The organism is Pseudanabaena sp. UWO310, assembly GCF_006861605.1.
GTDB lineage: Bacteria > Cyanobacteriota > Cyanobacteriia > Pseudanabaenales > Pseudanabaenaceae > Pseudanabaena.
In genome coordinates this window covers 29,016-52,392 of sequence record NZ_SELU01000039.1, presented here as the reverse complement: position 1 = coordinate 52,392, position 23,377 = coordinate 29,016, and the positions used below count along the sequence as shown (strand labels likewise).

General features: G+C 42.7%; 17 protein-coding genes. 10 read left to right on the top strand and 7 right to left on the bottom strand.

The window, feature by feature from the left end; translation table 11 throughout:
• Window positions 1–323: 323 nt before the first annotated feature.
• Entirely contained in the window at window positions 324–1,943 is a 1,620-nt protein-coding gene (locus PseudUWO310_RS13995) for an iron uptake porin (protein WP_142602273.1), read from the bottom strand.
• Window positions 1,944–3,155: 1,212 nt separating this feature from the next.
• Between PseudUWO310_RS13995 and PseudUWO310_RS13990 the strand changes: the two genes are divergently transcribed.
• The 5 genes from PseudUWO310_RS13990 (at window position 3,156) to PseudUWO310_RS13970 (ending at window position 12,127) form a co-directional block, all read left to right on the top strand.
• Window positions 3,156–5,477, top strand: coding sequence for a ribonuclease R family protein (locus PseudUWO310_RS13990; RefSeq protein WP_142602271.1), 2,322 nt, complete (start codon window positions 3,156–3,158; stop codon window positions 5,475–5,477).
• Window positions 5,478–5,626: 149 nt separating this feature from the next.
• Window positions 5,627–7,666, top strand: a complete 2,040-nt coding sequence (locus tag PseudUWO310_RS13985; RefSeq protein WP_142602269.1) for a chloride channel protein — start codon at window positions 5,627–5,629, stop codon at window positions 7,664–7,666.
• A gap of 52 nt (window positions 7,667–7,718) precedes the next feature.
• Entirely contained in the window at window positions 7,719–8,309 is a 591-nt protein-coding gene (locus PseudUWO310_RS13980; protein WP_142602267.1) for a GUN4 domain-containing protein, read from the top strand.
• Window positions 8,310–8,510: 201 nt separating this feature from the next.
• Complete coding sequence (locus PseudUWO310_RS13975) at window positions 8,511–9,668, top strand: Hpt domain-containing protein (RefSeq protein WP_142602265.1); 1,158 nt, start codon at window positions 8,511–8,513, stop codon at window positions 9,666–9,668.
• A gap of 401 nt (window positions 9,669–10,069) precedes the next feature.
• Window positions 10,070–12,127 (top strand): DUF3352 domain-containing protein, encoded by a 2,058-nt coding sequence (locus tag PseudUWO310_RS13970; RefSeq protein ID WP_190316029.1) that lies wholly within the window; start codon window positions 10,070–10,072, stop codon window positions 12,125–12,127.
• 527 nt (window positions 12,128–12,654) lie between these two features.
• On the opposite strand, the gene psaK is transcribed toward PseudUWO310_RS13970, so the two are convergent.
• The 4 genes from psaK to PseudUWO310_RS13950 all read right to left on the bottom strand — a co-directional run bounded on the left by psaK (window position 12,655) and on the right by PseudUWO310_RS13950 (window position 16,559).
• On the bottom strand, window positions 12,655–12,927 hold the full coding sequence (psaK, locus tag PseudUWO310_RS13965; RefSeq protein ID WP_009627858.1) for a photosystem I reaction center subunit PsaK: 273 nt from the start codon (window positions 12,925–12,927) through the stop codon (window positions 12,655–12,657).
• A 365-nt stretch (window positions 12,928–13,292) separates the two neighbouring features.
• The gene (locus tag PseudUWO310_RS13960; RefSeq protein ID WP_142602261.1) at window positions 13,293–14,255 is read right to left on the bottom strand and encodes a hypothetical protein; all 963 of its coding nucleotides are present in this window, start codon (window positions 14,253–14,255) and stop codon (window positions 13,293–13,295) included.
• On the bottom strand, window positions 14,252–15,673 hold the full coding sequence (locus PseudUWO310_RS13955) for an AAA family ATPase (RefSeq protein WP_142602259.1): 1,422 nt from the start codon (window positions 15,671–15,673) through the stop codon (window positions 14,252–14,254). Before PseudUWO310_RS13955 ends, PseudUWO310_RS13960 begins: the two co-directional genes overlap by 4 nt.
• 154 nt (window positions 15,674–15,827) lie before the next feature.
• Window positions 15,828–16,559 (bottom strand): type III pantothenate kinase, encoded by a 732-nt coding sequence (locus PseudUWO310_RS13950; protein WP_142602257.1) that lies wholly within the window; start codon window positions 16,557–16,559, stop codon window positions 15,828–15,830.
• 69 nt (window positions 16,560–16,628) lie between these two features.
• Here PseudUWO310_RS13950 and PseudUWO310_RS13945 point away from each other — a divergent pair, with 69 nt between their 5' ends.
• Together PseudUWO310_RS13945 and PseudUWO310_RS13940 are read left to right on the top strand one after the other, a co-directional pair.
• A complete protein-coding gene (locus PseudUWO310_RS13945) occupies window positions 16,629–16,853 on the top strand; it encodes a helix-turn-helix domain-containing protein (RefSeq protein ID WP_142602255.1) in 225 nt (74 codons plus the stop codon).
• Window positions 16,854–17,624, top strand: coding sequence for an LlaMI family restriction endonuclease (locus tag PseudUWO310_RS13940; protein WP_142602253.1), 771 nt, complete (start codon window positions 16,854–16,856; stop codon window positions 17,622–17,624). It begins immediately after the preceding gene.
• 1 nt (window position 17,625) lies between these two features.
• Here PseudUWO310_RS13940 and PseudUWO310_RS13935 read toward each other — a convergent pair whose 3' ends face one another.
• Complete coding sequence (locus tag PseudUWO310_RS13935) at window positions 17,626–18,612, bottom strand: DNA cytosine methyltransferase (protein WP_142602251.1); 987 nt, start codon at window positions 18,610–18,612, stop codon at window positions 17,626–17,628.
• A 418-nt stretch (window positions 18,613–19,030) separates the two neighbouring features.
• Here PseudUWO310_RS13935 and PseudUWO310_RS13930 point away from each other — a divergent pair, with 418 nt between their 5' ends.
• Together PseudUWO310_RS13930 and PseudUWO310_RS13925 are read left to right on the top strand one after the other, a co-directional pair.
• The gene (locus PseudUWO310_RS13930) at window positions 19,031–19,936 is read left to right on the top strand and encodes an RDD family protein (RefSeq protein ID WP_142602249.1); all 906 of its coding nucleotides are present in this window, start codon (window positions 19,031–19,033) and stop codon (window positions 19,934–19,936) included.
• A gap of 221 nt (window positions 19,937–20,157) precedes the next feature.
• On the top strand, window positions 20,158–21,846 hold the full coding sequence (locus PseudUWO310_RS13925; RefSeq protein ID WP_142602247.1) for an NAD(P)H-quinone oxidoreductase subunit 4: 1,689 nt from the start codon (window positions 20,158–20,160) through the stop codon (window positions 21,844–21,846).
• Between the two features lie 168 nt (window positions 21,847–22,014).
• Here PseudUWO310_RS13925 and PseudUWO310_RS13920 read toward each other — a convergent pair whose 3' ends face one another.
• Complete coding sequence (locus tag PseudUWO310_RS13920) at window positions 22,015–22,908, bottom strand: tetratricopeptide repeat protein (protein ID WP_055073752.1); 894 nt, start codon at window positions 22,906–22,908, stop codon at window positions 22,015–22,017.
• A gap of 225 nt (window positions 22,909–23,133) precedes the next feature.
• Between PseudUWO310_RS13920 and psb30 the strand changes: the two genes are divergently transcribed.
• Window positions 23,134–23,265, top strand: a complete 132-nt coding sequence (psb30, locus tag PseudUWO310_RS13915) for a photosystem II reaction center protein Ycf12/Psb30 (protein WP_071590161.1) — start codon at window positions 23,134–23,136, stop codon at window positions 23,263–23,265.
• The last annotated feature ends 112 nt before the right edge of the window (window positions 23,266–23,377 follow it).

Genomic DNA, 23,377 nt, shown 5'->3' with positions numbered 1-23,377 from the left:
CGGTGGCGCGGCGGAGCCGCGCCACCGATTCTGGTTTTATATTTGGTACTTCATTAAATCGCAAGTCCCTTACTGTTTTTATACCAATTCATAAAAGTGTTGTCACACTTTCGTAAATTGGTATAAAACCCAAGAAGAGAATTGCAGCGCTTTGCGCTGCAATTCTCTTCTTGGGTTTTGATTTTTTTAACGCGAGTGGCGATCGCTATAAATAAAAAGAGGAGACCTGTAATGTCTCCTCTTTTTAGAAAGTTTTAGGCTAACTAAATGTTATTAGATAAGCAAAAAACTATTAGGTTTAGTTTGTTCTAGCAAATAAATTTTTAGAACGAGAAGGTGGTACGGATTACACCAACGGTAGCAGTTCCGTTAGCACTATCGCTACCTTGGTTGAATACAAAGAATACACCAGGAGTGATGCTGATATTCTTAGAAACACGGAAACGATAGAAGGCTTCCAACTGGTAAGGAGTGCTGGCACTACCTTGAGCAGATCCAGTGACGCTGGTTCTGAGCAAAGGCTGACCGAAGGAGAGAGCAGCAAGGTCGCCTTCACTAAAGATATCTTTCAAGGAAAGCGCAGCTAACCAGCTAGTAAAGGTAGTACCAGCGGTGGTTGTACCCGTGGAGTTAGCAAAGGTGTAAGCGCCCCAAGTGTTGAATGTGAACTTCTTGGTGATATCCCAAATCAAGCTACCTGCAACGGTATCTGAGTTGATTCCACTTACGCCAGGAGCACTTACTCCACCTAGAGAGTCAGCGTTTAGACTAGAGCTAAGGGTATTACCAACTGTATAGGCACGAGCATAACCAATACCGAGAGTAAGCGCATCAGAAGGCTTTGCTACCAACTGAGCAACAATCTTGGTATCTCCACCAGAGATGCCACCTTGACCAGAAGCAGCAGCAGCATTAGAAGCGCTGTAAGCAACTTGTAAACTAGCACTCTTGCTAAAGTTCCAGTCAAAACCAGCTACTGCTAGCCCTGAAGCACCACCACTAGAAGCAATGCGGATCAATGGATTGAAACGACCGAAACGAGAAATAGTGCCTTGGCTATCACTCTCAAGAGGATTAAGAGGATTGATGACATCTTCTACAGCACCGATGGGGGCGATGTAAGCAGTGAATTGATCGCCAACGGGGAACTTGTAATACAAGCGATTGATTTCAAAGTTATTCGCAGAGCTGCCAGTAAATCCATATCCATCAAAGGATAGGCGAGTACTGTTGCTATTTGCCAGTGCATTGTAGTTAGAAGTGTTGCTAGCTTGCAAACGGGTTCTTAATAAATCCTTGCCAGTGAAGCTGGTGTCTAGATTGAGACGAACGCGGTAGCTGAAAGTTGTGTTTGTGCTGCTAACGCCAGTTGAAGAAACGCCGTCGGTTCCAGAAGCAAGACCGAAGATTGCTTCTCCACGTAGTTTGGTGGTGGTGGAGAATTGCTGAGCTTCGAGCTTAGCGGTTTTTGCATCGAGGGCATCTACACGACCGCGAAGAGTTGCAAGTTCAGCAGCAAATTCTTCTTGAAGCTTTTGAAGGGTGGCGAGATCTTGCTTGCTAACCTTGTCAGCCAAACCTGCGGAGATGATTTCGTTAATCTTGTCCAAGCAAGCATTCAAACCAGCAGCAAATTCATAACGGCTAGTTGCTTGTTTGCCACGGAATGTGCGATCAGGGTAACCAGCGATACAACCGTAGCGCTCTACCAAGGATTGCAATGCGGTGAAAGCCCAATCGGTAGGGCGAACATCGCTAAGTTGAGATACTGAAGTAACATTTTGAGCGATCGCATTAGGACGTGCCAAGCTATCGGTACTTACTGAGCGGATTACTTCAGAGTTTTGAGAAGCTTGAGCATTAGCTCCACCACTGATGAGGGCGGATGCAGCAACAGCGGCCGATATGACTACGCTGTAATTTTTCTTGGAAAACTTAGACATTTAGATTACCGTTCCTCACAAAATAACAGTCTTAACACCTGTCTTAATTTAATGTAGCAATAATAGCAGCAAAAAGTTAAGTGTTAATCGATACATTGTTCATGTATTTACAATTCAACCTTACCTTGATTATGTTTTTTTGCGATCGCAAATAATCGCAAATAACTGTAATGAATACCAAAATAAATAGAAAAAGCTAATTCCTAAAAAAGACGGGGATGTGATAATTTTGGGAATCAGAGATGGCGGGCTGACTATGCTTGATCGAGTTGATCGAGATTAGCTGAAGCCCTATTTTTTTCGCCAATGATTACGATTTTGGACATTAATTGGACAGCAGTTATAGTCATGACCTCGATCTTCTGACAATCCCTAATAGTTTACCTTGGCAATTTACCTTGGTAATTTATTATGAGATTGCTTTTATAGCTATCGCCAAATGTACTAGGACATAAACCCCAATAATTGACTGGCGGCGCTTCGCGCCGCCAGTCAATTATTGGGGTTTGATTTGTCCTAATTCAAGTGACTGTAGCTATAAGTTTACTTATGCTGAACTACTTATGAGAGCTCTTATCGCCAGTTAGGGACTTGCGATTTAATGAAGTACCAAATATAAAACCAGAATCGTTGGCGCGGCGGAGCCGCGCCAACGATTCTGGCAAATCTGGATTGGTATCTTATTTCTCTCGCAAGTCCCTTACGATTTCTGAAGTAAAAAAATAATTAATATCCAAAATATTTGCTGGAGCAATTGGGCTAAAATATAAACAGCAGGGGAACACTATACAAGCTAACTTTGCAAATCCTTAAGCCGTCTAAGCCCTGTAATCATGGCAAAAGAGAGCTAAAACCCTACCGAAATCGTTGAAATTTCTTTGGGAATGCATCATAAAAACGGGGCAACCAAAAAATATGCGTTTCGATCCATATTTTTTCGCTATCCCATTTTTCTTGTTCTGTAATGATATCGCAGCGCTATCTGGATCGCCTCTAAAAAGATAAATCAACCTCTTTGGTTTCGTTTTGATAAGTCGAACCTATAGAAGTTGTTTTCCGTGATAATCATCGAAACTTTAGCTTTCGTTGGTTTGTGATATTGATTGCTGTTTGGCTCTCCCTACTGTGGCTTATGTTCGTAGGTTGCTATTTTGTTACCCCCCTCGTTCGATTTAATTTGCTCACCTTAAACAATCGCTTGATCTTCGCCTCATGGAATTCTCGATTAATCAACTGTTAGACAATTTCTCTGATGACAAACTAGTTACACCCAAAGCGATTGAAAAAAAACTTGGGATTGGTGATGACAGCAAAAGCGTGCGTCGACTCCAAGTTGCTCTTGATGCTCTCGAAAAAATTGGTGTCCTTGAAAAAGACAAGGGTCGATACCGACGCATTCACGAAGAGGGTTTGGTTGAAGGTCGTTTACGTTGTTCTAGTAAAGGCTTTTGCTTCGCAATTCAAGATGTTGAGGGTGCTGAAGATATCTATGTCAGAGAAAGTCGTCTGAGCAATGCTTGGAATGGCGATCGCGTTTTGGTGAGGGTAACTAAGGATGGTGTGCGACGGCGATCGCCTGAGGGTGAAGTCCGCTTGATCCTCGAACGCTCAAATCCTACTTTACTCTCAACCGTAAAGTTTACCGACGATAGCTATCGAGCCTTACCCCTTGATGATCGGCTGCTGTTTGAAGTGGAATTAGTCCCAGACGAAGAAACGCCCGATCTGAGTGTAGCGGTGGGGAAACTGGTGCATCTGGAAATGGTGCGGTTTTCTTTAGGCAATCATTTGCCTTTGGGTCGGATTTTGCAAATCTTGGGCGATGATGCGGAATCAACTAACGATATCGATCTGGTCTGCTGCAAACATAATCTACCCCGCAGATTTAGTGCGAAAGCTTTAACCGCCGCCGCAAGCTTACCTCGTGGGGTTAGAAAGGCAGATCTCAAGCATCGTCTTGACTTGCGCAAAACCCTGACGGTGAGAATTGGTAATGCTGCTGCGATCTCGATCGCTGAAGTGGAAACGGGCTGGGAATTAGGCGTGCATATCCCCGATGTCGCGACCTATGTTGCCTCAGGCTCGCCGTTGGATTTAGAAGCACAGAAGCGGTTGCGCTCATTTTTCCTTGGAGACACGGTTTTGCCGATGTTGCCTGAAATGAATGTATTTAATCAACCTGAATATCTAACGATGTCAGTGTTGATTAAGTTAGATCGCGATGGCAATATGCTTTCCTTTGAGATCCAGCCTTCCGCCGTACTAGTGCGGGCTAACTTGAGCTATCAAAGAGCACAGCAGATTCTTGATGGGAAGGTGGCTGTTGATGAAGATGCCCCCAGTCAAGAGATTGATACTGAGGTAGAAGAACTGGTGCATTTGATTGCTAAGGTGGGAACGCTACTGCAAAATCAGTCCAATGCGATCAGACTAGTTTTGCCCCAAATTCCCTCTCAAGAAGCGGATGAGGGAGTCAGGGGCTTAACGGTGATTCCTTTGACTTTACAGATTTCGGGTTCGGTAATGGAGGTAATGATCCTTGCAAATAAAGCGATCGCCTCCCACCTACATTCCCTTGCCGTTCCTTCAATCTATCTGCACCAAATCCCCCCCGATCAAGGCAAGGTCGATGATTGGACTAAGCTCTTGGAGAGCATAGGGATTGCCTCAAAGTTGGAAAATCCTGAACAGCTCCAAATTGCCGATCTGCATCGGATTTTGGGACAGGTAAACCAGCTCGAACAGGAAGCAACTCGCGACATTCTCAAATATTTGTTGCTGTCGATGTTTAAGACCAATGAGTATGTGCTTAAGCCTGCTATGCATTTTGGTCTGGGCTTAATCGACCAACCCTATGTGCATGGTGTGTTTCCTCAAAACCACTATGGCGATCTACTGATTCAACGCATTTTACATACCGTGTTTGAAGAAGGGCGAGATCGTCGTAGCATCAGGATTAAGGATGGGGTGAACCTGCGTAGTTCTAGCTCCCACGGTCAAGTCAATTGGAGTGTGCTGCCTCCTGAAACCGAACGCCAATTAATTGAAGACTTGGAAGCCGTCGTACCGAAACTTAATCAAGCTGACGCTCTATATCACCGTTCGATCGCTGATCTCGATGGATTGCGTAAGGCGGAGTTTATGCGATCGCACACGGGTGGTAACTTCTTCGGCATTATTACCAGCGTCCAGTCCTATGGTTTCTTTGTGGAGATCGAATCGCTATTAGTGGAAGGGTTAGTGCATGTCAGTTCTCTTAAGGATGATTGGTATGAGTTCCCCTTGATTAATGGTAAAGGTCGTGCGAGGGCTTCGACTTTGCTAGTCGGTCGCCGCAGTGGTCGCCAATATTGTCTGGGCGATCGCGTAGAGGTGCAGGTCAAGGGCGTAGATTACTATCGCCAGCAAATTGACTTAGTTGCGGTAGTAAATTCGGAAGGCGATCGCGATCCATCCAATACCACTGAGGCTAACTCAGAATCAGCTTTAGCAGAATTTTCTGAGGCAAACGACGACTCCGAAACTTTAGAATGATTAAATAGCTATTGACTGGAGTTATGCCTCGGTCAATAGCTATTTAATTAACCTTAATTAATCGCTCGTTTTAATTGCTTGTTTTAATTGCTTGTTTTAATCGGGCATTGACGCTAGTTTTATATCCTACTCTCCACGAGTTCTCCACCATGTCGCTTTCCCGCCTATTGGTGACCGTATTAAACCGTCTTCAGCCATCTGCGGAGACGGTTATGCTTATTTCGGCGATCGCTGTTGGCGTAATCAGTGGGACTGGGGTAACCCTATTTCGCAAGCTGATTTTAATCGCCCAAGAATTTTATTGGCATGAACTAGCCTTAGCTTTTATTGCCAAGTGGCATTGGGGCATTGTTTTCATCCCGATGATAGGAGCCGTAGTAGTTAGCATTTTGCGCTTCAAGTTAGATCGAGATGAAGCTAGTACTTCTAGCCGAGAATTAGCATTATCCTATTCACAGGTTCCGCTAAAAACGGTAGCAGCAGCGCTTTCTCTTGGGGCAGGAGCTTCGCTGGGACCTGAGGGACCAAGTGTGGAGCTAGGCAGCAATATTGGCTCTTTGCTCGGTCAAATGATGCAATTTTCTAGCGAAAGGATTAGGTTACTGATCGGTGCAGGGGGCGCGGCGGGTTTAGCGGCTGGGTTTAACGCACCGATCGCAGGTGTATTTTTTGCCCTAGAGGTCTTACTCCGCGATTCCTATCGCACCAATAAATCCAGCCCGAACTCTGATGTTAGTGTTGTAGTTATTGCTTCGGTAATTTCGGCTCTGGTTTCCCAGATCAGTCTGGGGGAAAGACCCGCTTTTAGTTTGCCTGTCTATGAAGTACGCAGCTATTGGGAGTTGCCGCTCTATCTTGGCTTGGGGGTACTAGCCAGTGCCGTTGCGTTAATGTTTACCCGTGCGATTAAGCTGGCAAAGAAGTTTTTTGCAGGGCAATGGAAGATCGCTCCCTTCATGCAAAAGCTGCCGATGCCGATCAAATTATTAATTGGGGGCTTATGTGTCGGCATTATTGCCTTGACCTTTCCTGAGGCGATCGGTATTGGGTATGAGACGGTGGAATCAATCTTGCAAGATACCCCATTCACCATTCCTCTACTGGCGATGCTGTTGGCGATCAAACTCGTACTAACGGCTATCAGCTCTGCTAGTGGTTTTGTCGGCGGAATATTTGCGCCTTCTATCTTCTTAGGAGCTGTATTGGGTAGTTTGTACGGACAGGCGATCGCTAGCTTTTTACCCGCATCGATTCCGATTGCGGCTTCTCCTGCCTATGCTCTAGTCGGTATGGCGGCAGTCTTGGCAGGAACGGTTCGCGCTCCTCTGACATCCGTATTACTACTATTTGAAATGACCCGCGACTATCGCATTGTCTTGCCGCTCATGGCAGCGGTGGGACTCTGTGCTTGGGTACTTGATCAACTCGATACATCTAAAGCCGATCGGATGATGATGCAATGGTCAGACCTGCCCGCCGATATTGAGGTGCTGGAAAAAATTAAAATTGCTGAGGTAATGACCCTCAATCCCGCATCGGTTAAATATTCGATGCCGTTACTACAAGCCGCCCAATTTATTACTAGTGGCTATCACCATAGCGCCTTAGTTCTTGATGACATTAACCATCTACAAGGTATCCTTACCACTCAAGATATCAAACGGCTTTTATCTAACACCGTGGTTGATCGCCCCCTTGAAGAAATGACCGTACAGAATATTTGTACTAAAGAAGTGCTCTATACCTTTGCCGATGAATCGCTTGCCGAAGCATTGAAACGTATGGCAACGAGAGATCTACGACAAATGCCCGTAGTCGATCGCCACCAACCTAAGCGCGTAATTGGTATGGTTGATCGTTTAGCAATTACGACAGCCTATAATACTGCTCTAACAAAACGAGCGATCGCTGCTAGAATTACAGCGACTAAGCCAACCGTAACTATTGCAACCGTTCACAGTAATACTGTAAATAATGGATCTAGTAATGGATCTAGCAATGGATCTAGTAATGGATCTAGCAATAATGCTAATGACAAGAGCAATGATAAAGACAATAATCTAAATGCAAACAATGTAAATAATGTAAGTAATTTAAACAATGCTCTAAGTAATAGCCTAGATAGCGCTTCAAACAATAATTTAAACAGAGAGTCAGATATACATAGTTCTGAGGCGGTTTCCTCTTAAAATTTACGCATAGATTGTCTAAATATCTGGCAAATAGCCCAAAAAGGATGTCATGGATAGCGAAGAAATACTAATTGAATTTGTAGCAAATGGCGATCGCCCCAAAGGTGTGTCGGTAAAATCGATTAGCACCACTAAGATTAAAGACAGTATCCAAAGACTTGCGAATCTAGTGCAGCAACTCGCAACCGACAGTTCTTCAAGTCATGCCAATGGATTAGCTCTAGATGAGGTCGAAATTTCACTGAAGCTCACGGATACGGGTGAGGCAATTTTATTAGGTGATGGACAAAGCAATGGGGCAATGACTTTGCGATTTCGGCGTGTAAGTAGTGCTGCGGCGATCGCCAGTCCTAACAATACTATACCAACGCAATCTCTTACCTCTAGTACGGGGGTCGACTATACTAAGCTGCGTGCTTTGTTAGCTGGTGGTAAGTGGCAAGAAGCAAACCAAGAGACATGGAATGTGATGTGTCATGCGGCGCGTAAGAATATTGGTTCGGTGTTGACATCTGAGGAAATTAAGCAAATCTCCTGTGATGATCTGCAAATCATTGACAAGCTTTGGCAGCAGCATAGTCAAGGACGCTATGGATTTAGCGCCCAAAATCAGGTTTATATGTCATCAATTCTGGGATAAATTCTGGGATAAAGATTTCTAGAAACTTCTAGGATATTCTGGAGATACTTTTGAGGTGTTTCTAGGATGATATTTGCAGGTTAGGTAATGTTGGGGCTTTACAGTGCTTTTCCTGATAAATAGACATTTTATCATTCATCAATTCATACAATCCATACACAATCCATACACAATCCATACTTGAAGGGGTCAGTCAGCATCATGGATCAGGACAAGCAAAAGCAGATTACAGGCTACTTTATTGAGGAAGCCAAGGAACATCTCCAAACTATCGAATCAGGACTGCTGAATTTGCAAACACTGATGGGAGATGCTGAAGCCGTAAATGAAATATTTCGTGCGGCTCATTCAATTAAGGGGGGAGCCGCAATGCTGGGATTTAGCAGCATTCAACATGTTGCCCATAACTTTGAAGATTATTTTAAGGTCATCCGCGAAAACACCAATTTTAAGGTCGATCAGGATCTCCAAACGCTTTTTCTTCAAGCTTTTGATAAATTGCAAGAGTTAGTCGAACATCTCCAAAGCCCCTATGGTTTGACTAAAGATGCGGTGGATGGAGTCATGGCTGGCTCCGATCAAATTTTTGCAAATCTTAAAGCCCATCTCCAAAACCTGATCTCTGGTAAACCCACTGAGAGCCAGCCTAAGAGTGCGATTAAGTCGGGAAGCAAAACGCCTAAGATCGATACAAAAGCAATGCTGACGGCTTTTCAGGCTGAGGTTCCACTCAAATTACGGAATATGCTGGAGCTGTTTAAGCAGCCTGATAGTCCTCGCAGTCGCCAGAACTTGGAATCGATCTGTACTCAGTTACAGGAAATTGGCGATCGCTTTGGTCTATCTCCTTGGTCAGCTTTAATGGAATCGGTACGCATTGCCGTTGCGAATCCCAATAATCAATTTCGTACGCTTGCACCGACTCTAATTAAAGAAATCAAGCAAGCTCAAGAACAGGTGCTGGCTCAGAAAATCGATCAAGTCAAGGCTTCCTCACAATTGCTGCAATTAATACCTGCAAGCTTGGTAGAAAAGGTGGATACCACCATTCCCACTAAAGTTATTAGTAGCAAGCCTGATAATACCTCCGCCGACGAGGTAAGTAAGATCTTTGGTGCGGTGATTGAGGAAGACAAGGCGATGAAGGGCTGGCAAACCTTTAGCGATCGCGTGGGATGGCGACAGAATGGAACTTGGATTGCTTCCAATGCTACTTCACCGCAATCGCCTCCTGAGGGACATTTCCCTACTCCTCTTTGGTTAGCAGCATGGCATCAATCTAAGGATTCTAAAGCAAAGGAGTTTCAGGCTCAGTATGCCGCGCTTTTGGCTAAAATTGCGAACTGTAATATCAATTAAGCAGTTACGCATAATTAAAAACCAAAACGAGAGTCTGCGCTGCCCGCGCAGCGGGCAGCGTAGACTCTCGTTTTATTATTTAACTATTCTGATGTACTTAAAACTGGTCTTACGTGGAAGCTTACAAGACCCTCACCCCTAGCCCCTCTCCCATTATGGGAGAGGGGAACCAGAAATTAGTCTTACTCCCCCTCTCCCATAATGGGAGAGGGGGGCTGGGGGGTGAGGGCGATATTCGTTCCACGTAACATCAGTGAATATACCAAATTAAGAAATGGCTACGCCATTTCTTAATTTGGTATAGCAAGAATGGGCGATACTATGTGTTGTGGGAATTGTCGTTTTTGCTAGTCCGTTCTCATCGCTAAGTCTTGTCATCAATTTCAGAGAGGTTTTATTCAGTGAGGAGTTTGTTTGCAGCTACGATTCTCGCGGTCAATGTCGGTAGCCTATCTACTCCTGCGATCGCCAATACGCTTAATGAGTTACCAGTTCCCAGCCCAAGCTCAAAGCTGAATATAATTGCGGCTCAGCCCAAAGCGATTCTTCAGAATTCAGGCTCCAATCAATTTGCGCGGCGCTCCCTCAATCTTGCTAAACAAATTCCCTCTGATGCGATCGGCTTTTTGATACTTGATATTGATCGCTCCTCTTGGCAAGTTTTAGGCTCTTCTTCCGTATCACCCGTTTTAGCTCTTGATAAATTACTGAGCTTTATAACCCTGTCTTCGGGTTTTTCTATTACTAAGGATGTCCAGCCTTGGTTAGGTAATGAATTAGCGATTTCCCTATGGGGCAATGGTGGCGATAGCGAATTATCGTTTGTGGCGCTTGCACCGATCGCTGATAGCCAAAAATTCGAGCTTTTCTTGCAAAAATTAAAGAAGCTCAACTTACCGAAACCAACTGAAATCCAATATCAAAATGTCAAAATCTTAGAGTGGCAATTTGAGGAGGAGAAGTTTGGTGATAGGAAGCCTGTGCTTTCGCAAAGGTTAAATTCACGAAAATATCTTTTATCGCATCTACAGGATAAAGCTTCAGAGCTCCAGAATGCCGATCTCCAGAATGCGCATCTCAAGAATAAAGATCTCCAAAATAAAGACGATTATCCTCCTAATTCTGGAGACAATGAGCCAATTATTCCTGGTTTTTTTGACTTCAGGTTGCAACGATTGGCGATCGCCCAACTGCCCAGTGGAGTTGCTGTGATCGCAACGGATCGCCAAGCTATTCAGAAGATGGTCGATCTGTCTGCGGTCAATTCCGAGCAGACTTTGCCCTCCTTGGCGGAGAACCCACTCTTTTTGCGATCGCTCAATCATCCGCTATGGGATCGCTCCCTGCTAGCTGGCTATGGAGATTTTAAAGGTTTGGGGCAGATTGCCGAAATCTTAGCGGCGGATCTGCCTGAGACTTCAGAGGTTCCGGGATTAAGCCGTTCCGAATATCTGCAAGGTTTGCAATACACCCTCGGACAGTACAGCAGTTTCGATCTGTTTACATGGCTCGATCCTAAGGGAGTACGCAGTCAAAGTAATAGTTATTTTGCGGAGGTGCGTCCCCCTGTACCTAAGGATAATGGAACTAGCGATCGGCTACTGTCCTACTTGCCCTCAAATATCTATGGCGCAATTACCAGTCGCAATTTCAGTCGCCAATGGCAATGGTTTGTGGAAGAGTCCAAAAAACAGCCTTCCTATAAGATCCTTGTGGATGGATTGCGAATGCTCTCTTCTTCGATTGCTGATCCTAATTTAGATCTAGACATTGAGAAAGATATCATTGCCTTGATGGATGGAGAATATGCCGTTACGATATTCCCCAGCGATCGCTCTCCATTTAAAGAATTTGGCAGTGATATCGCAGCGGGAATGCTCATCCGTACATCTAAGCCCGATGCTGTTAATAAGACATTGGGCAAAGTAACTAAGTACTTTAATAACTTTTTAGTTCCCAAAAACATTGCCCAAGTCAAAAAACGTCAGATTGGTACGACTTTGTTGACTAGTCTGGAGTTTCCTGACGATCGCGAAGTTGGGAAAACACAAAGTGCCTTTGCCTATGGGTGGCGCGATCCCCAGACTCTAATCCTCACAATCGGTTATCAAACCGTTGCGGATTTTATTCCCACGCCCAAGCCTGCCCTTGCGGATTCGGAAATGTTTCGAGATGCGATCACCGATATGCCCAAGCCCAACTTTGGCTATTTTTATCTCAATGCCAATGCGATCGCTAAGCAAATCGCTTTATTCTCTATTGCCTATTTCAGTGAACTTGAGGCTTCACCCAATCCCGAATCTCCCCAATCTGAAACATCAAGCCCCGATCAATCCACAAAAAAGGTTTTACCAGAACTACTCCAAAAAACGATCGATAGATTAGGAGGTGCGGTTTTTGTATATTCCGAAACTAGCGATCGCTTCCAAGCCGATTTCTTCTTGGGCTTAAAGCCATAAATATAGGCAATATCTTGCTATCACTGTGCTCTATAAAAAAATGTGGCGCGAAGTAGTGATAATTAGCTTTTAAAAGCGCAAGAGTAAAAGCCTTGCTAAGCAAGGCTTTTACTCTTGCGCTTTGAGAAAGGGTTTGCTGCGCAAACCCTTTCTCAAAGCCCGTTTCAAATTATCCCGAACTCACGTTTACTAAAAGAGGGCTGCTCAGCCCTCTTTTAGTAAACGTGAGTTATGACTTGATACAGTTGACGGCAGCTATATAATACCTATTCCCAAAAGTGTGGCTACACTTTTGGGAATTAAAAACCAAACCCAATAAGGGTTTTAAAATCACAAAATGGCTACGCCATTTTGTGATTTGGTATAAATTGGTAGTGCTAAATAGGTAAGGATGGGCGGCGCTTCGCGCCGCCCATCCTTACCATATAAATTCTTTCCTTTTTAGGACTGCCAATTATCAGGACATAAAACCCCAAAGAGAGTTGCCGCGCAGAGCGTGGTAACTCTCTTTACAAAACTGGCGGCAGCTATAACAAGCCTGCTTGGGCTAATCCTAAAATCAAACCAGCTCCAAGAACATGACCAAAGCTAGTAACTGCGAGTAATTCTGGCAAACCAAAACCTGCAAATAGTCCTGGAAGCTCTACAGGTAAGCTAGGACCAACACCCTTGACTTGGATACCATAACGAGCAACAACTAATGCAAATAAATTAGCGGTAATCATAATCAGAGCTACGCTGGGAGACCAGACTGGGGTTGTAGGTACGGCTGCTAATAAGTTCAGGGTTAGGTATGTCATAATTTTTTGCTTAAGTCTAATTACCTATAAAAATTTTTTTAATCAAAATAATCCTATGAGGTAATCAGACATCAAAAAATTCTTCTTAAGCTAAATTTATTAAACTTAGCAATCGTTTACAGTTATTCTCTTATATCAATTAACTGAAGTTCACTGAAGCGAGCCAACACTTCAGTTAATTAAAAGACAAATCCAGTAAGCTTTTGAGATTTCAAAAATAGCAACGCCATTTTGGGAATTGGTATAACTGTTTTTGCTAAGTATAGCAACGTAATCCCAAAACACAAGGCTACGCCATTTTGTGTTTTGAAAACCCTTACTGGGTTTGGTTTTTAATTCACAAAAGTGTTGTAATTATCATGCAGCTACCATGCATCAATAATTTTCAGCATGGTTTTTTCCGCAATTCCCTCAACCTTGGTGATATCGAGGATTGATTGGAATTTTTGATCGGGTTGCTGTAACCTTAGTTCGTAAATCGGTCTAGCAAACTTCTTACTTTTGGATTTTAATAGCTTATATTCTAAATCGCCAAAATTTAACGTATTCAATTCCCTAAGAACTTCGATTACTTTCGGGTCGCTTTCCTTGATAGCGGATTTTGTCGGAGATGATCCTGATGATCGAGTCTTGGGCTGATTCGTTCCTGTGGATTTACTGTTTTTCTTGGTTACTGTTTTTAAAGTGGTTTCCATGGGAGGTACTGAAGATTCGGTAATCTGATTGACCGAAGGAGTAACTGAAGGAGTAACTGGTGCTGATAATAGCGATCGCTTGATCTCCGATAAATGCATGTCCAACTGTTGTGTTATCTGGTTCGTTATCTGCTTGGTCATGGCTTGAAAGCTCGAACCAATTTTTTCTTCGACTATGCGCTCAATGGTGGCAGCAATTTTCTGGTCTAAGCGATTGGCAATGGCTCGTTCTATTGTTTGTTCTATTTTCTCTAAGTCGGATTGCCTTTCGCTAGGGTTAATTAGTAAGGAATCTATCTTTTCGTTTGCAGGTGGAGTGGATAGCGATCGCAAAAATTGATACTGATTGAGAATCGCTAACTCGCGATCGGGTGGAACTACATAGGCGCGAATAGCTGTGAATTGATCATCTATTTCCTGTGCTTTCATCGCTGCATAATATTCAAAATATCCTTCCAAAATCTCAAAGGAGATTGGTGAGATTCTCCTTAATATGATTGGTCGGACTGTGTCACCGACTTGTAAAAATAGCTGCGCGAGATGATCAATCTGACTGGCAGGAAATTGCGGTTGATCTTCAGTTATTGGTGGTGCGATCATATCAAGATCGATCGAAGATGTCAGGAGACTCATGGGCGCATTCCTATCTTACTGAGAATCTCATTGGCGAGTTCTTCAAATTCAGCGGCTGATATGGAATCAGGCTTAAAGTCGAAAATAGATTTGGGGTCAGGAGTTTGAATATCTCCTTCGAGTATGAAATTATCAACCGCTCGCGATAAGTCTTCCCGTTGAAAAATGCGAGTTTCTAGAACTGGAAATCCATAGCGTTCTGCGATGACTTTTTCCTGTTTGGGAAGTGTTGCCTTAATATAATTAGCATTTGTGAGTATTTTAGAAGGTAAGACCCCCAACACCTTGATCCCATTTCGGTTGGTATAACTGCGAAATTCATCAATCTCTTGAATAAAGTTTCGGACATTACGCAAACCTTCATTCGCAAATGGTTTTAGATCGGAAGGAATGATTAAATAGTCACAGGCGATTAGGGCGATTTTGGCGTATAGATTGAGTGATGGCGGTGTATCAATCAAAACTACATCGTATTTATCTTTCACAAGTTCCAATTTCTTGACCAATTGAAATTTAGAACTCTCTTGATCGACGAGGGTATTTTCTTGCCAGATCAAATTGATATGGGCGGGAATCACATCTACTTCAGGATAGGTAAAACTTCCTTTTAAGGCAATCTCAGGAATGTAGTTGGAGCGGGGGTAATGGATGACATTGTAAACATTGCAGTCTTTGAGTATATCATCGTCTTCATTGGCAAATTTCATTAACCCTGCTGCATAGGTGGTATTTGCTTGGCTATCAAGGTCAATAATCAATACCTTTAATCCTTTCCGACTCATGGCTGCGGCTAGATTAATCGTTGTTGTGGTTTTACCGACACCGCCTTTATTGTGATAGATTGCGATCGTTTTCATGGTTATAGATTCTGAAGTTACAAGTGAAATAGGTTCCGAAGGTAAAGTTATAGTCTTAATTGGAATCGGAAAATCAATCGATGATTGGGATTGACTAGCTTCTAGTCCTGCTAATTTATCTCTACCAATGATATCTTTGATTTTCGGTATTTTATCAGCTATTTCTGAGCCTTGACATTGAAAAATTAGATTTATCCCATCGCCCTCCAGTTCATAAATCCGAAAATCTTTGCCATTAGTTAAAACTCCATAGAGAACTTGTAGATTGCTTAAATAACGCCTAAGACGACGCACATGAAAATTAAGATTTTGTTTAGGATGTTTTGCCTCCATTACCACGCAAATTTTAGGGAATGCTTTGGGGAATGCTTTGGGGAATGCGTCGGGACTAGCGGGGATAATTGGGGAAATTAATGCTAAAAAATCTAAACGAATACTACCTAGAGCAACTTCCTGATGCCACTTACTCGCATCGTAACCCAGCATGGGCAAAAGATACTGCACAATTAATTTACTTTCGACTTCACTTTCGTTACGACAAAGCTGAGGATTAAAATTCACGATCTAAGTATGATGCTTTTCTGATAATTCTAGATTAAAAGTGATCCTCCTTAATTTTTTCTGGGGTTTTATAGCTACAGTTACTTGAATGAGGACAAATCAAACCCCAAGAATTGACTGGCGGCGCGAAGCGCCGCCAGTCAATTCTTGGGGTTTATGTCCTAGTACATTTGGCGATAGCTATAGTTTTGCGACAGCAATGCCAAATTCCCCAAAAAACTAAGAGTGGGTCGATCGCATCTACTCTTAGCCCCCAAGATTTGAGCCGATCGCCATCGCCACCTGTCAGAATTACTCGACCGTGAGGAAACTGCGATCGCCAATCAGTAATATAAGCTTGCAAACCTGATAAAAATATGTGAGCAATCCCCGCTTGAATTGAGCTAGGCGTATCCATGCCCCAACGATTTGGCAAGGTTTCGGGAATATGGACATCGGGCAAGGCTGCCGTATTTTGATACAAACTCCAAAACTGCGATCGCAGTCCCGCGACAATTGCCCCACCCAATAAAGCCTTATCCGCATCAATCCCCGTTAAGGTAATGGCTGTTCCTGCATCGATCACTAAGACAGGATAGCCATAGATTTCTCCTGCGCCATAGGCTGCCAAGGCGCGATCGCATCCCATCGTCGCGTACAAGCCATGCAAAGGCACATCGCTCGTTTTGATAATTTGGGTTTGCGGTAGATTATGCCAGATGGTGAGCAGATCGGGGACGACGGAAGCGATCGCAATATCTGCAAAATCTCGATCCGTAAGTTTCGTTTCTAAGATTGGTAATTGGTCATGGGTATAAGCATATTCTTCAATAATTTGGCGATCGCCACCAAAAATAACCGCCTTAATTCTGGTGTTGCCAATGGCGATCGCAAGATAATTATTCATACGGCTCTAGATTCAAAATGAGACGAATTGTCCGTTGTTGTTTTGTCTGCATTATTTTAGCTTTATTTCATGGATGATGACTCAAAGCTAGCACTACAGCTTCTAGCAGAACAAATTAAAAAAAGACGGAAAAGCCTTGGATTATCTCAGGAAAAGTTAGCTGAAAAATGTGGCTTTGATAGAACATATATCAGTTTATTAGAAAGATCTGCAAGAAATCCCTCCTACTTAAATTTGAAGAAGCTCTGTAATGGTTTAGGTATCAGCCTATCGGAACTATTGAGTGGGCTATAAATGGAAGAAGGGAAACAAGAAATCATCAATCGTTTTAATAATAATGTAAGAGGTAAAAAACCAGATATATCGAATAGCAACCAACAACATGACGGTAAATCTGGACATTGGCTTGAGCGTCAAATGGGAATTGAGGTTAATAATAGAACCGAAGCAGATTTGTTTGGTTATGAAATGAAAAATCAAACAACTTCTGGTAAAACAACTTTTGGTGATTGGTCGGCAGATTATTATATTTTTAAAGATTCTAAATATTTTACATCTCGAATCATTGGAGTAAATAGAGATAATTTTATGCAAATATTTGGGACATACAAGCCAGATAAAGATCGTTATTCTTGGTCTGGAGAAGTTGTTCCAAAAATCAAAAAAATTAATCGATATGGACAAGAGTTAATAGTTGATGAAAATAAAGATATTATTGCAGTCTACAGTTTTGAGAAAGATTTAAGAAAAGACAAGGCAGATATTATTCCAGTGAATATGCAAATCAATGATTTGATTTTGGCTCGATGGAAAAGCAATTCTATGAAGAAAAAAGTCGAGGCGAAGTTTAATAATAAAGGATGGTTTAAGTGTCTTCAAAATAATTTAGGCGTGTACACTGCTATTCAATTTGGCAAGCCAATTACTTTTGAATCTTGGATTGATCTTGTTGCCGAAGGAGTAGTTTTTTTCGATAGTGGTATGTATCAAGGGAATAATAGACCTTATTCACAATGGCGTGCATTAAATGATTTTTGGGATAGTCTTATAATAGAGACATATTAAACTAGACTAAATAAGTTAGTATACTTTTCGCTAGTTTCTCAATAACAGGCACGGCTACACTATTGCCAAATTGTTTATATGCTTGAGTGTCACTAGGAATGATTTTAAATTCATCTGGGAACCCCTGAAGACGAGCAGCTTCTCTTGGTGTTAATTTTCTTGGATTTTTACTCTTTTGATCAATTAAAATCTCAGAGCCATCCTTATAGTATCTAGCACTAATTGTGCTGGTATAAGATGAGTCAGAGTTAAACAGAGAATATCCAAAGCCATTACCTTTTGCTTGGTGTTCTGCTTTTCTTCTTTGATGTCCTTCCCATAATTTATCTGAAATAGTGTATTTGCTATCAACATTAGCTTCTAAAATATTGCCTAACTTGATTTCTTGATTATCTCCTGTTGGAAATTCAAAATTAATATCTTGATTTTGAAAAGCAATAATGTAAATTCTTTCTCTGTTTTGAGGCACTCCAAAATTTTTAGCGTTTAGAACTTCTGCAAATACTTTATAACCTAAATCATTAAGAGTTCTTTTAACAACAGCAAATGTATTTCCTCTGTCATGATTTTTAAATCCTTTGACATTTTCAAGAAAAACAACCTCTGGTCTATGGAATTCTATGATTTTTGCGATATCAAAAAACAAAGTACCTCTTGTATCGTCAAAACCTTTTTTTAATCCTGCATGAGAAAAAGGTTGACAAGGGAATCCAGCTAGCAAAATATCGAATGCTGGTATCTCGTGAGGAGGAATTTTAGTTATGTCTCCATGAGGAAAATCACCGAAATTACTTTCATAAGTTATTCGAGCATACTTGTCGATTTCAGAGGCAAAAACAAACTCTACTCTTTCTTTAAATGCCTTTTCAAAACCTAATCTTATTCCACCTATCCCTGAGAATAAATCTATTGCTCTATATTGACTTTGTGAAAAAAGTGATATTGGATCAAACAAACTAAATTGCTGATGTTTTATTAATCGCTTCATTTGTTTATAGCTTATCTACTCATCCCAAAACTTAATATTCAACATTGCGTAAATGTCATATCTAAACTGCCATTGCTCAGGAATGTGATAGTCTTTTACCTCATAATCATCGATAACACTTCGCAATGCAAGAGGAAAAGCAATATCAAAAATATCATTCCATATAGTTTTTAAACTAGCAAAAAGTCTGTCTCATATAGAGAGGCATTGAGAGATTTACGAGTTATCGCCTGTGTCATTTTGATATGGCTCCTTTGCTATAAAGTCCAAAGAAACTTTTGGAAGCGCTGCAAAGCTGCGCTTTCAAAAATTTCTTTGGATTTTGCTTCAGCGCTTTGCGCTGTAAGTGCAATTATAAAGGCATAGAATATAACTCTGTGCCTTAATCACGAATCAAGCAATCACACAAGCAATCACAATGGACTTAGAGCCAGCCTACAGCCGCTATCCCCTTGCTACGGTCAATCAACGCCTCGGAGCGCTCATCGTAGACTTTTTAAGTTGTTGGTTTATTTCCGAATTAACCGTATCGATCCTATCGATTGACTCAGCTAATCCTCTGCATCTATTTATATTTATCTCAACATGGTTTGTCTTTCGCGTATTTATTGCTGCACGGGCACAGGGGCAGAGCTTTGGGAGGTGGCTGATCAGCATTCGCGTGATTGATGCGGAATATGGCAAAACGGCTGGACTCGGTGCATTTATGAAGCGCGAGATATTTGTCTTTATTTGCTCCATTTTTCTGATTAAAACGATTACTTCGACCCTCATTGTTTTTGCGTGGATTCCCTTTGTTGCCGATGCAGCCTTTGCGATCGTCGATAATGAGAAGCGCCAAGCTTTTCACGATCGCATTAGTGGCACGATTTCCATTCAAACCCGCAAAGGCTTTGCGATCGATGAAAAATTAGGCAAGCTTTTCAACAAGGCAGGGCAGCAAGCAACGCAACTCTATCAAAGCCGTCAGGAGCGCTCTGCCTATGAAGACGAATATAGCGCCAGCGCCCCTCGCCCTAAACCTAAACGCCGCCCAAGGACAAAATCGCGTCCACCTCAAGATTTTAATTTTGAGCGAGATAGTAATTTCGATCGCTCTTATCAGGATTCTTATCAAGCCCCTTATACCGATCCCTATGCTGAGCCTTTAGATCCACCCAGAAATGTCTACAAAGGTGATGTGGATGGTTTTGACGATTGGGATAAGGATAATTCCCCTGATGGTTTTGGCGATCGCTCGAAGTCCTACGGAAATACCTATGAAAAGCCCTACGAGGATGAACCACCAATTAAGCGATCGGCGCGTCGTCCCAGAAGGAGATAGTTAGCCTTTAGAGATCGCTCATCTTCGTAAGGCTTGGTTAGGACATAAAACCCTAAAGATGATTGGCGGCGCTTTGCGCCGCCAATCATCTTTAGAGGAAGGTTTTGGGGACATATTTTAGTTATTGTGATGATAGGCATCGAAAAGAATCATGCTTAAAACTTTGTAAAGTTTAGTACAATGCTTAACATTCTCCTTGGTAAGTATTTATTCTCATTGACATGACATTAGACCAATTTCCTTGGCTTACCGCGATTGTCCTGCTGCCGCTCGTAGCTTCCCTACTTATACCCGTACTCCCCGATAAGGAAGGTAAAACCGTACGTTGGTATGCATTAGGTGTAGGCATCGCCGATTTCACTTTAATGTGCTATGCCTTCTGGAAAAACTACGATCCGAGCCACGCGACATTTCAACTCGCGGAAAAGTACACTTGGATACCCCAACTAGGACTTAGTTGGGCAGTTTCAGTCGATGGTATATCTGCACCTCTAGTTTTACTTGCTGGACTCGTTACCACACTTTCTATTTTCGCCGCATGGCAAGTTAATATTAAGCCTCGTCTTTTTTACTTCCTCATGTTGGTGCTTTACTCTGCCCAGATCGGCGTATTCGTTGCCCAAGATTTACTCCTTTTCTTCATCATGTGGGAAGTAGAGCTGATTCCAGTCTATCTGCTCGTTTCAATCTGGGGAGGTCAAAAACGCCAGTATGCCGCTACTAAATTTTTGCTTTATACGGCAGCCGCATCTATTTTTATTCTGGTCGCAGGTTTGGCGATGGCGCTCTATGGCAATAACCTAACCTTTGATATGACCGAACTAGCCCTGAAGGATTTCCCTCTTGCCCTAGAGCTTCCTCTCTATGCAGGTTTGTTAATAGCCTTTGGTGTGAAGCTTGCTATTTTTCCTCTACATACTTGGTTGCCCGATGCCCATGGCGAAGCATCGTCACCTGTATCGATGATTTTGGCAGGTGTTTTATTAAAAATGGGAGGATATGGTTTAATTCGCCTAAACATGGGATTGCTTGACCATGCCCATGTTTATTTTGCGCCTGTTTTGGCAATGCTGGGGGTAATTAATATCGTTTACGGTGCGGTGAATTCTTTTGCTCAAACTAATATGAAGCGCCGCCTTGCTTTTTCTTCAGTTTCCCATATGGGGTTTGTCTTGATCGGCATTGCCTCATTCACTGACTTAGGGATTAGTGGCGCGATGTTGCAGATGCTCTCCCACGGGTTAATTGCCTCAGTCTTGTTCTTCCTTGCTGGCGTAACCTACGATCGCACCCATACGATGTTAATGACGGAGATGGGCTATATCGGTAAGGTGATGCCTAAGGTATTTGCTTTGTTTACCGTTGGCGCGTTAGCATCGCTTGCCCTGCCTGGTATGAGTGGATTTGCTAGTGAAATATCGATTTTTGTTGGTATGACTTCCAGTGATGCTTACAGCTCGACTTTCCGCACAGTAACCGTATTTTTGGCTGCTGTGGGTGTAATCCTCACGCCGATCTATTTACTTTCGATGTTGCGGCAGATTTTCTACGCTTCCGATGCTAATCCCACCTGTGACATCAATCCTAGCTGTGATATTTCCGATATCAGTCTCAGAGCACAGGGGCATCAAGATGTAGTTTGTTTTGGTACAAGTTGTGTTTTGCCTAGCGAAGCCGACTTTAGCGATGCTAGACCTCGTGAGGTATTTATTGCCGTTTGCTTCCTAGTGCCGATTATTGCGATCGGTGCTTATCCTAAGCTCGCAACCAATTTCTACGATGCCACCACCGTTGCTATCAATTCCCAAATGCGGATGGCTCACGAGCAATTTGCCCTTGAAAAGAATGCTCAAGTTTTTGCTGAAAGAACTAATTTCCCTACCTTAGCCTTAGCTAGCAAAAAGCTATAGCTACTCGCGTTAGGATAAAAATAAAACCCAAGAAGAGAAGGTTGGCGCAAGCGCCAACCTTCTCTTCTTGGGTTTTATAGCTATAGCCACTTAAGTCAGGACAAAAAGCCCAATAGAGAGTTGCGGCGCGAAGCGCCGCAACTCTCTATTGGGCTTGATTTTTGTTGTTTATCTGCGACGAATTTTAGGGACTTGACGAGTAGAAAGATCACTCTCATCTAAAATTTGTTTAACTTGTGGCTGGGATAGGACTAACTGTACATCGGCAACTAGACGATCGCCCCAAAGATTTTCGACGAGATAAGAGACTTTGCCGTAGCGAGGGTCGATTTTCATTGCTTCGACTGCCAATTGTAAAGCCTTATCGCGATCGCCCTTACGATAAAAAGCCGTAGCTAGAGCAAGGGTTGGTTCGGCAGCGAGAAACTCAACTTTTTCCGCTTGCTTGAGGGAGTTTTGCCATTTGGCGATCGCCTGATCGACATTGCCCCTTTCATACTCGACTAAACCAATGTTATTTGTTGCGGCCCAAAACTTGGTATCGAGGTTTAATACATCGTTATAGATTGATACCGCTTCATCATAACGCTTGGTTAAGAAGTAAGCGTTGCCTAGATCGAACATCGCCGTGGCTGCTTTGGGTTCTAGGGATAGTCCTTTTTTCAGATTGCTAATAGCTTCGGGATAGTTCTTATTGCGAAGGTAGGCTGCCCCTAGACTAAATAGAATTGTGGGTTCGTCTTTTTTGAGATCGTTTGCCATATTCAGAGCAGCGATCGCCTCAGCATATTGCTCCTTACGCAGATAGATACTGCCGAGAATTCCTTGGGTTTGAAAAGCTTTTGGAGCTAATTGCGCGGCTAAGCGGGCGCGAGGTAAAGCCAAATCATACTGCTCAAATTGAGCAAGTTGGGCAGCTTCTCTTGCCAAGTTGAGCGCTTGCTCTTCTAAATTGCCAAAATTGATTCTTGTCGTGTGGGGCAGAAGAGCTTGGGCGCGGAGGGGAGAGGCTCCAACGCTAACAGATGCAAGTATTGCCAGCAACCAAATTCGATAGCGCACAGGTATAACTCTTACCAATTATGAATGTAGTGTGATTGTATTTCAAATGATAGCGCTTCTTTATTAAAACCGATTTTTGGTTTGCCAAAAATCCAGAAAATGAAGCGGGGGAGTGAGGTCGTCCTATCTAATTTTCTAGGTTTTAAAGATTTTTTGAGTAGCGATGCTTGCTAGAATATCTCTAGAATTTTGTTTGATTTATTAATCATATTTAAGAAAACTGCTATGGACTTCGTAACTTCCCTATTCTCCAGCATTAATTTTCAGCTAATTTTTCAATTGACCTGCTTAGCTCTAATTGTTATCTCTGGTCCCGTCATTATCTTTTTGCTATCCGCCAATAGTGGCGACTTGTAATTTCTACCACTGCGTGTAAAACCAAAAGAGACAGCGCTATGCGCTGTCTCTTTTGGTTTTATAGCTGTCGTTGTACTAGGATATAAACCCCAAGAATTGACTGGCGGCGCTT

What these genes read in the sequence shown, in the direction of transcription:
- psb30 (WP_071590161.1), top strand. Translation starts at nt 23,134, where the DNA reads ATGGACTTCGTAACTTCCCTATTCTCCAGCATTAATTTTCAGCTAATT.
- PseudUWO310_RS13940 (WP_142602253.1), top strand. Translation starts at nt 16,854, where the DNA reads ATGGAAGAAGGGAAACAAGAAATCATCAATCGTTTTAATAATAATGTA.
- PseudUWO310_RS13930 (WP_142602249.1), top strand. Translation starts at nt 19,031, where the DNA reads ATGGACTTAGAGCCAGCCTACAGCCGCTATCCCCTTGCTACGGTCAAT.
- PseudUWO310_RS13925 (WP_142602247.1), top strand. Translation starts at nt 20,158, where the DNA reads ATGACATTAGACCAATTTCCTTGGCTTACCGCGATTGTCCTGCTGCCG.
- PseudUWO310_RS13980 (WP_142602267.1), top strand. Translation starts at nt 7,719, where the DNA reads ATGGATAGCGAAGAAATACTAATTGAATTTGTAGCAAATGGCGATCGC.
- PseudUWO310_RS13985 (WP_142602269.1), top strand. Translation starts at nt 5,627, where the DNA reads ATGTCGCTTTCCCGCCTATTGGTGACCGTATTAAACCGTCTTCAGCCA.
- PseudUWO310_RS13945 (WP_142602255.1), top strand. Translation starts at nt 16,629, where the DNA reads ATGGATGATGACTCAAAGCTAGCACTACAGCTTCTAGCAGAACAAATT.
- PseudUWO310_RS13935 (WP_142602251.1), bottom strand. Translation starts at nt 18,612, where the DNA reads ATGAAGCGATTAATAAAACATCAGCAATTTAGTTTGTTTGATCCAATA.
- psaK (WP_009627858.1), bottom strand. Translation starts at nt 12,927, where the DNA reads ATGACATACCTAACCCTGAACTTATTAGCAGCCGTACCTACAACCCCA.
- PseudUWO310_RS13995 (WP_142602273.1), bottom strand. Translation starts at nt 1,943, where the DNA reads ATGTCTAAGTTTTCCAAGAAAAATTACAGCGTAGTCATATCGGCCGCT.
- PseudUWO310_RS13975 (WP_142602265.1), top strand. Translation starts at nt 8,511, where the DNA reads ATGGATCAGGACAAGCAAAAGCAGATTACAGGCTACTTTATTGAGGAA.
- PseudUWO310_RS13960 (WP_142602261.1), bottom strand. Translation starts at nt 14,255, where the DNA reads ATGAGTCTCCTGACATCTTCGATCGATCTTGATATGATCGCACCACCA.
- PseudUWO310_RS13990 (WP_142602271.1), top strand. Translation starts at nt 3,156, where the DNA reads ATGGAATTCTCGATTAATCAACTGTTAGACAATTTCTCTGATGACAAA.
- PseudUWO310_RS13950 (WP_142602257.1), bottom strand. Translation starts at nt 16,559, where the DNA reads ATGAATAATTATCTTGCGATCGCCATTGGCAACACCAGAATTAAGGCG.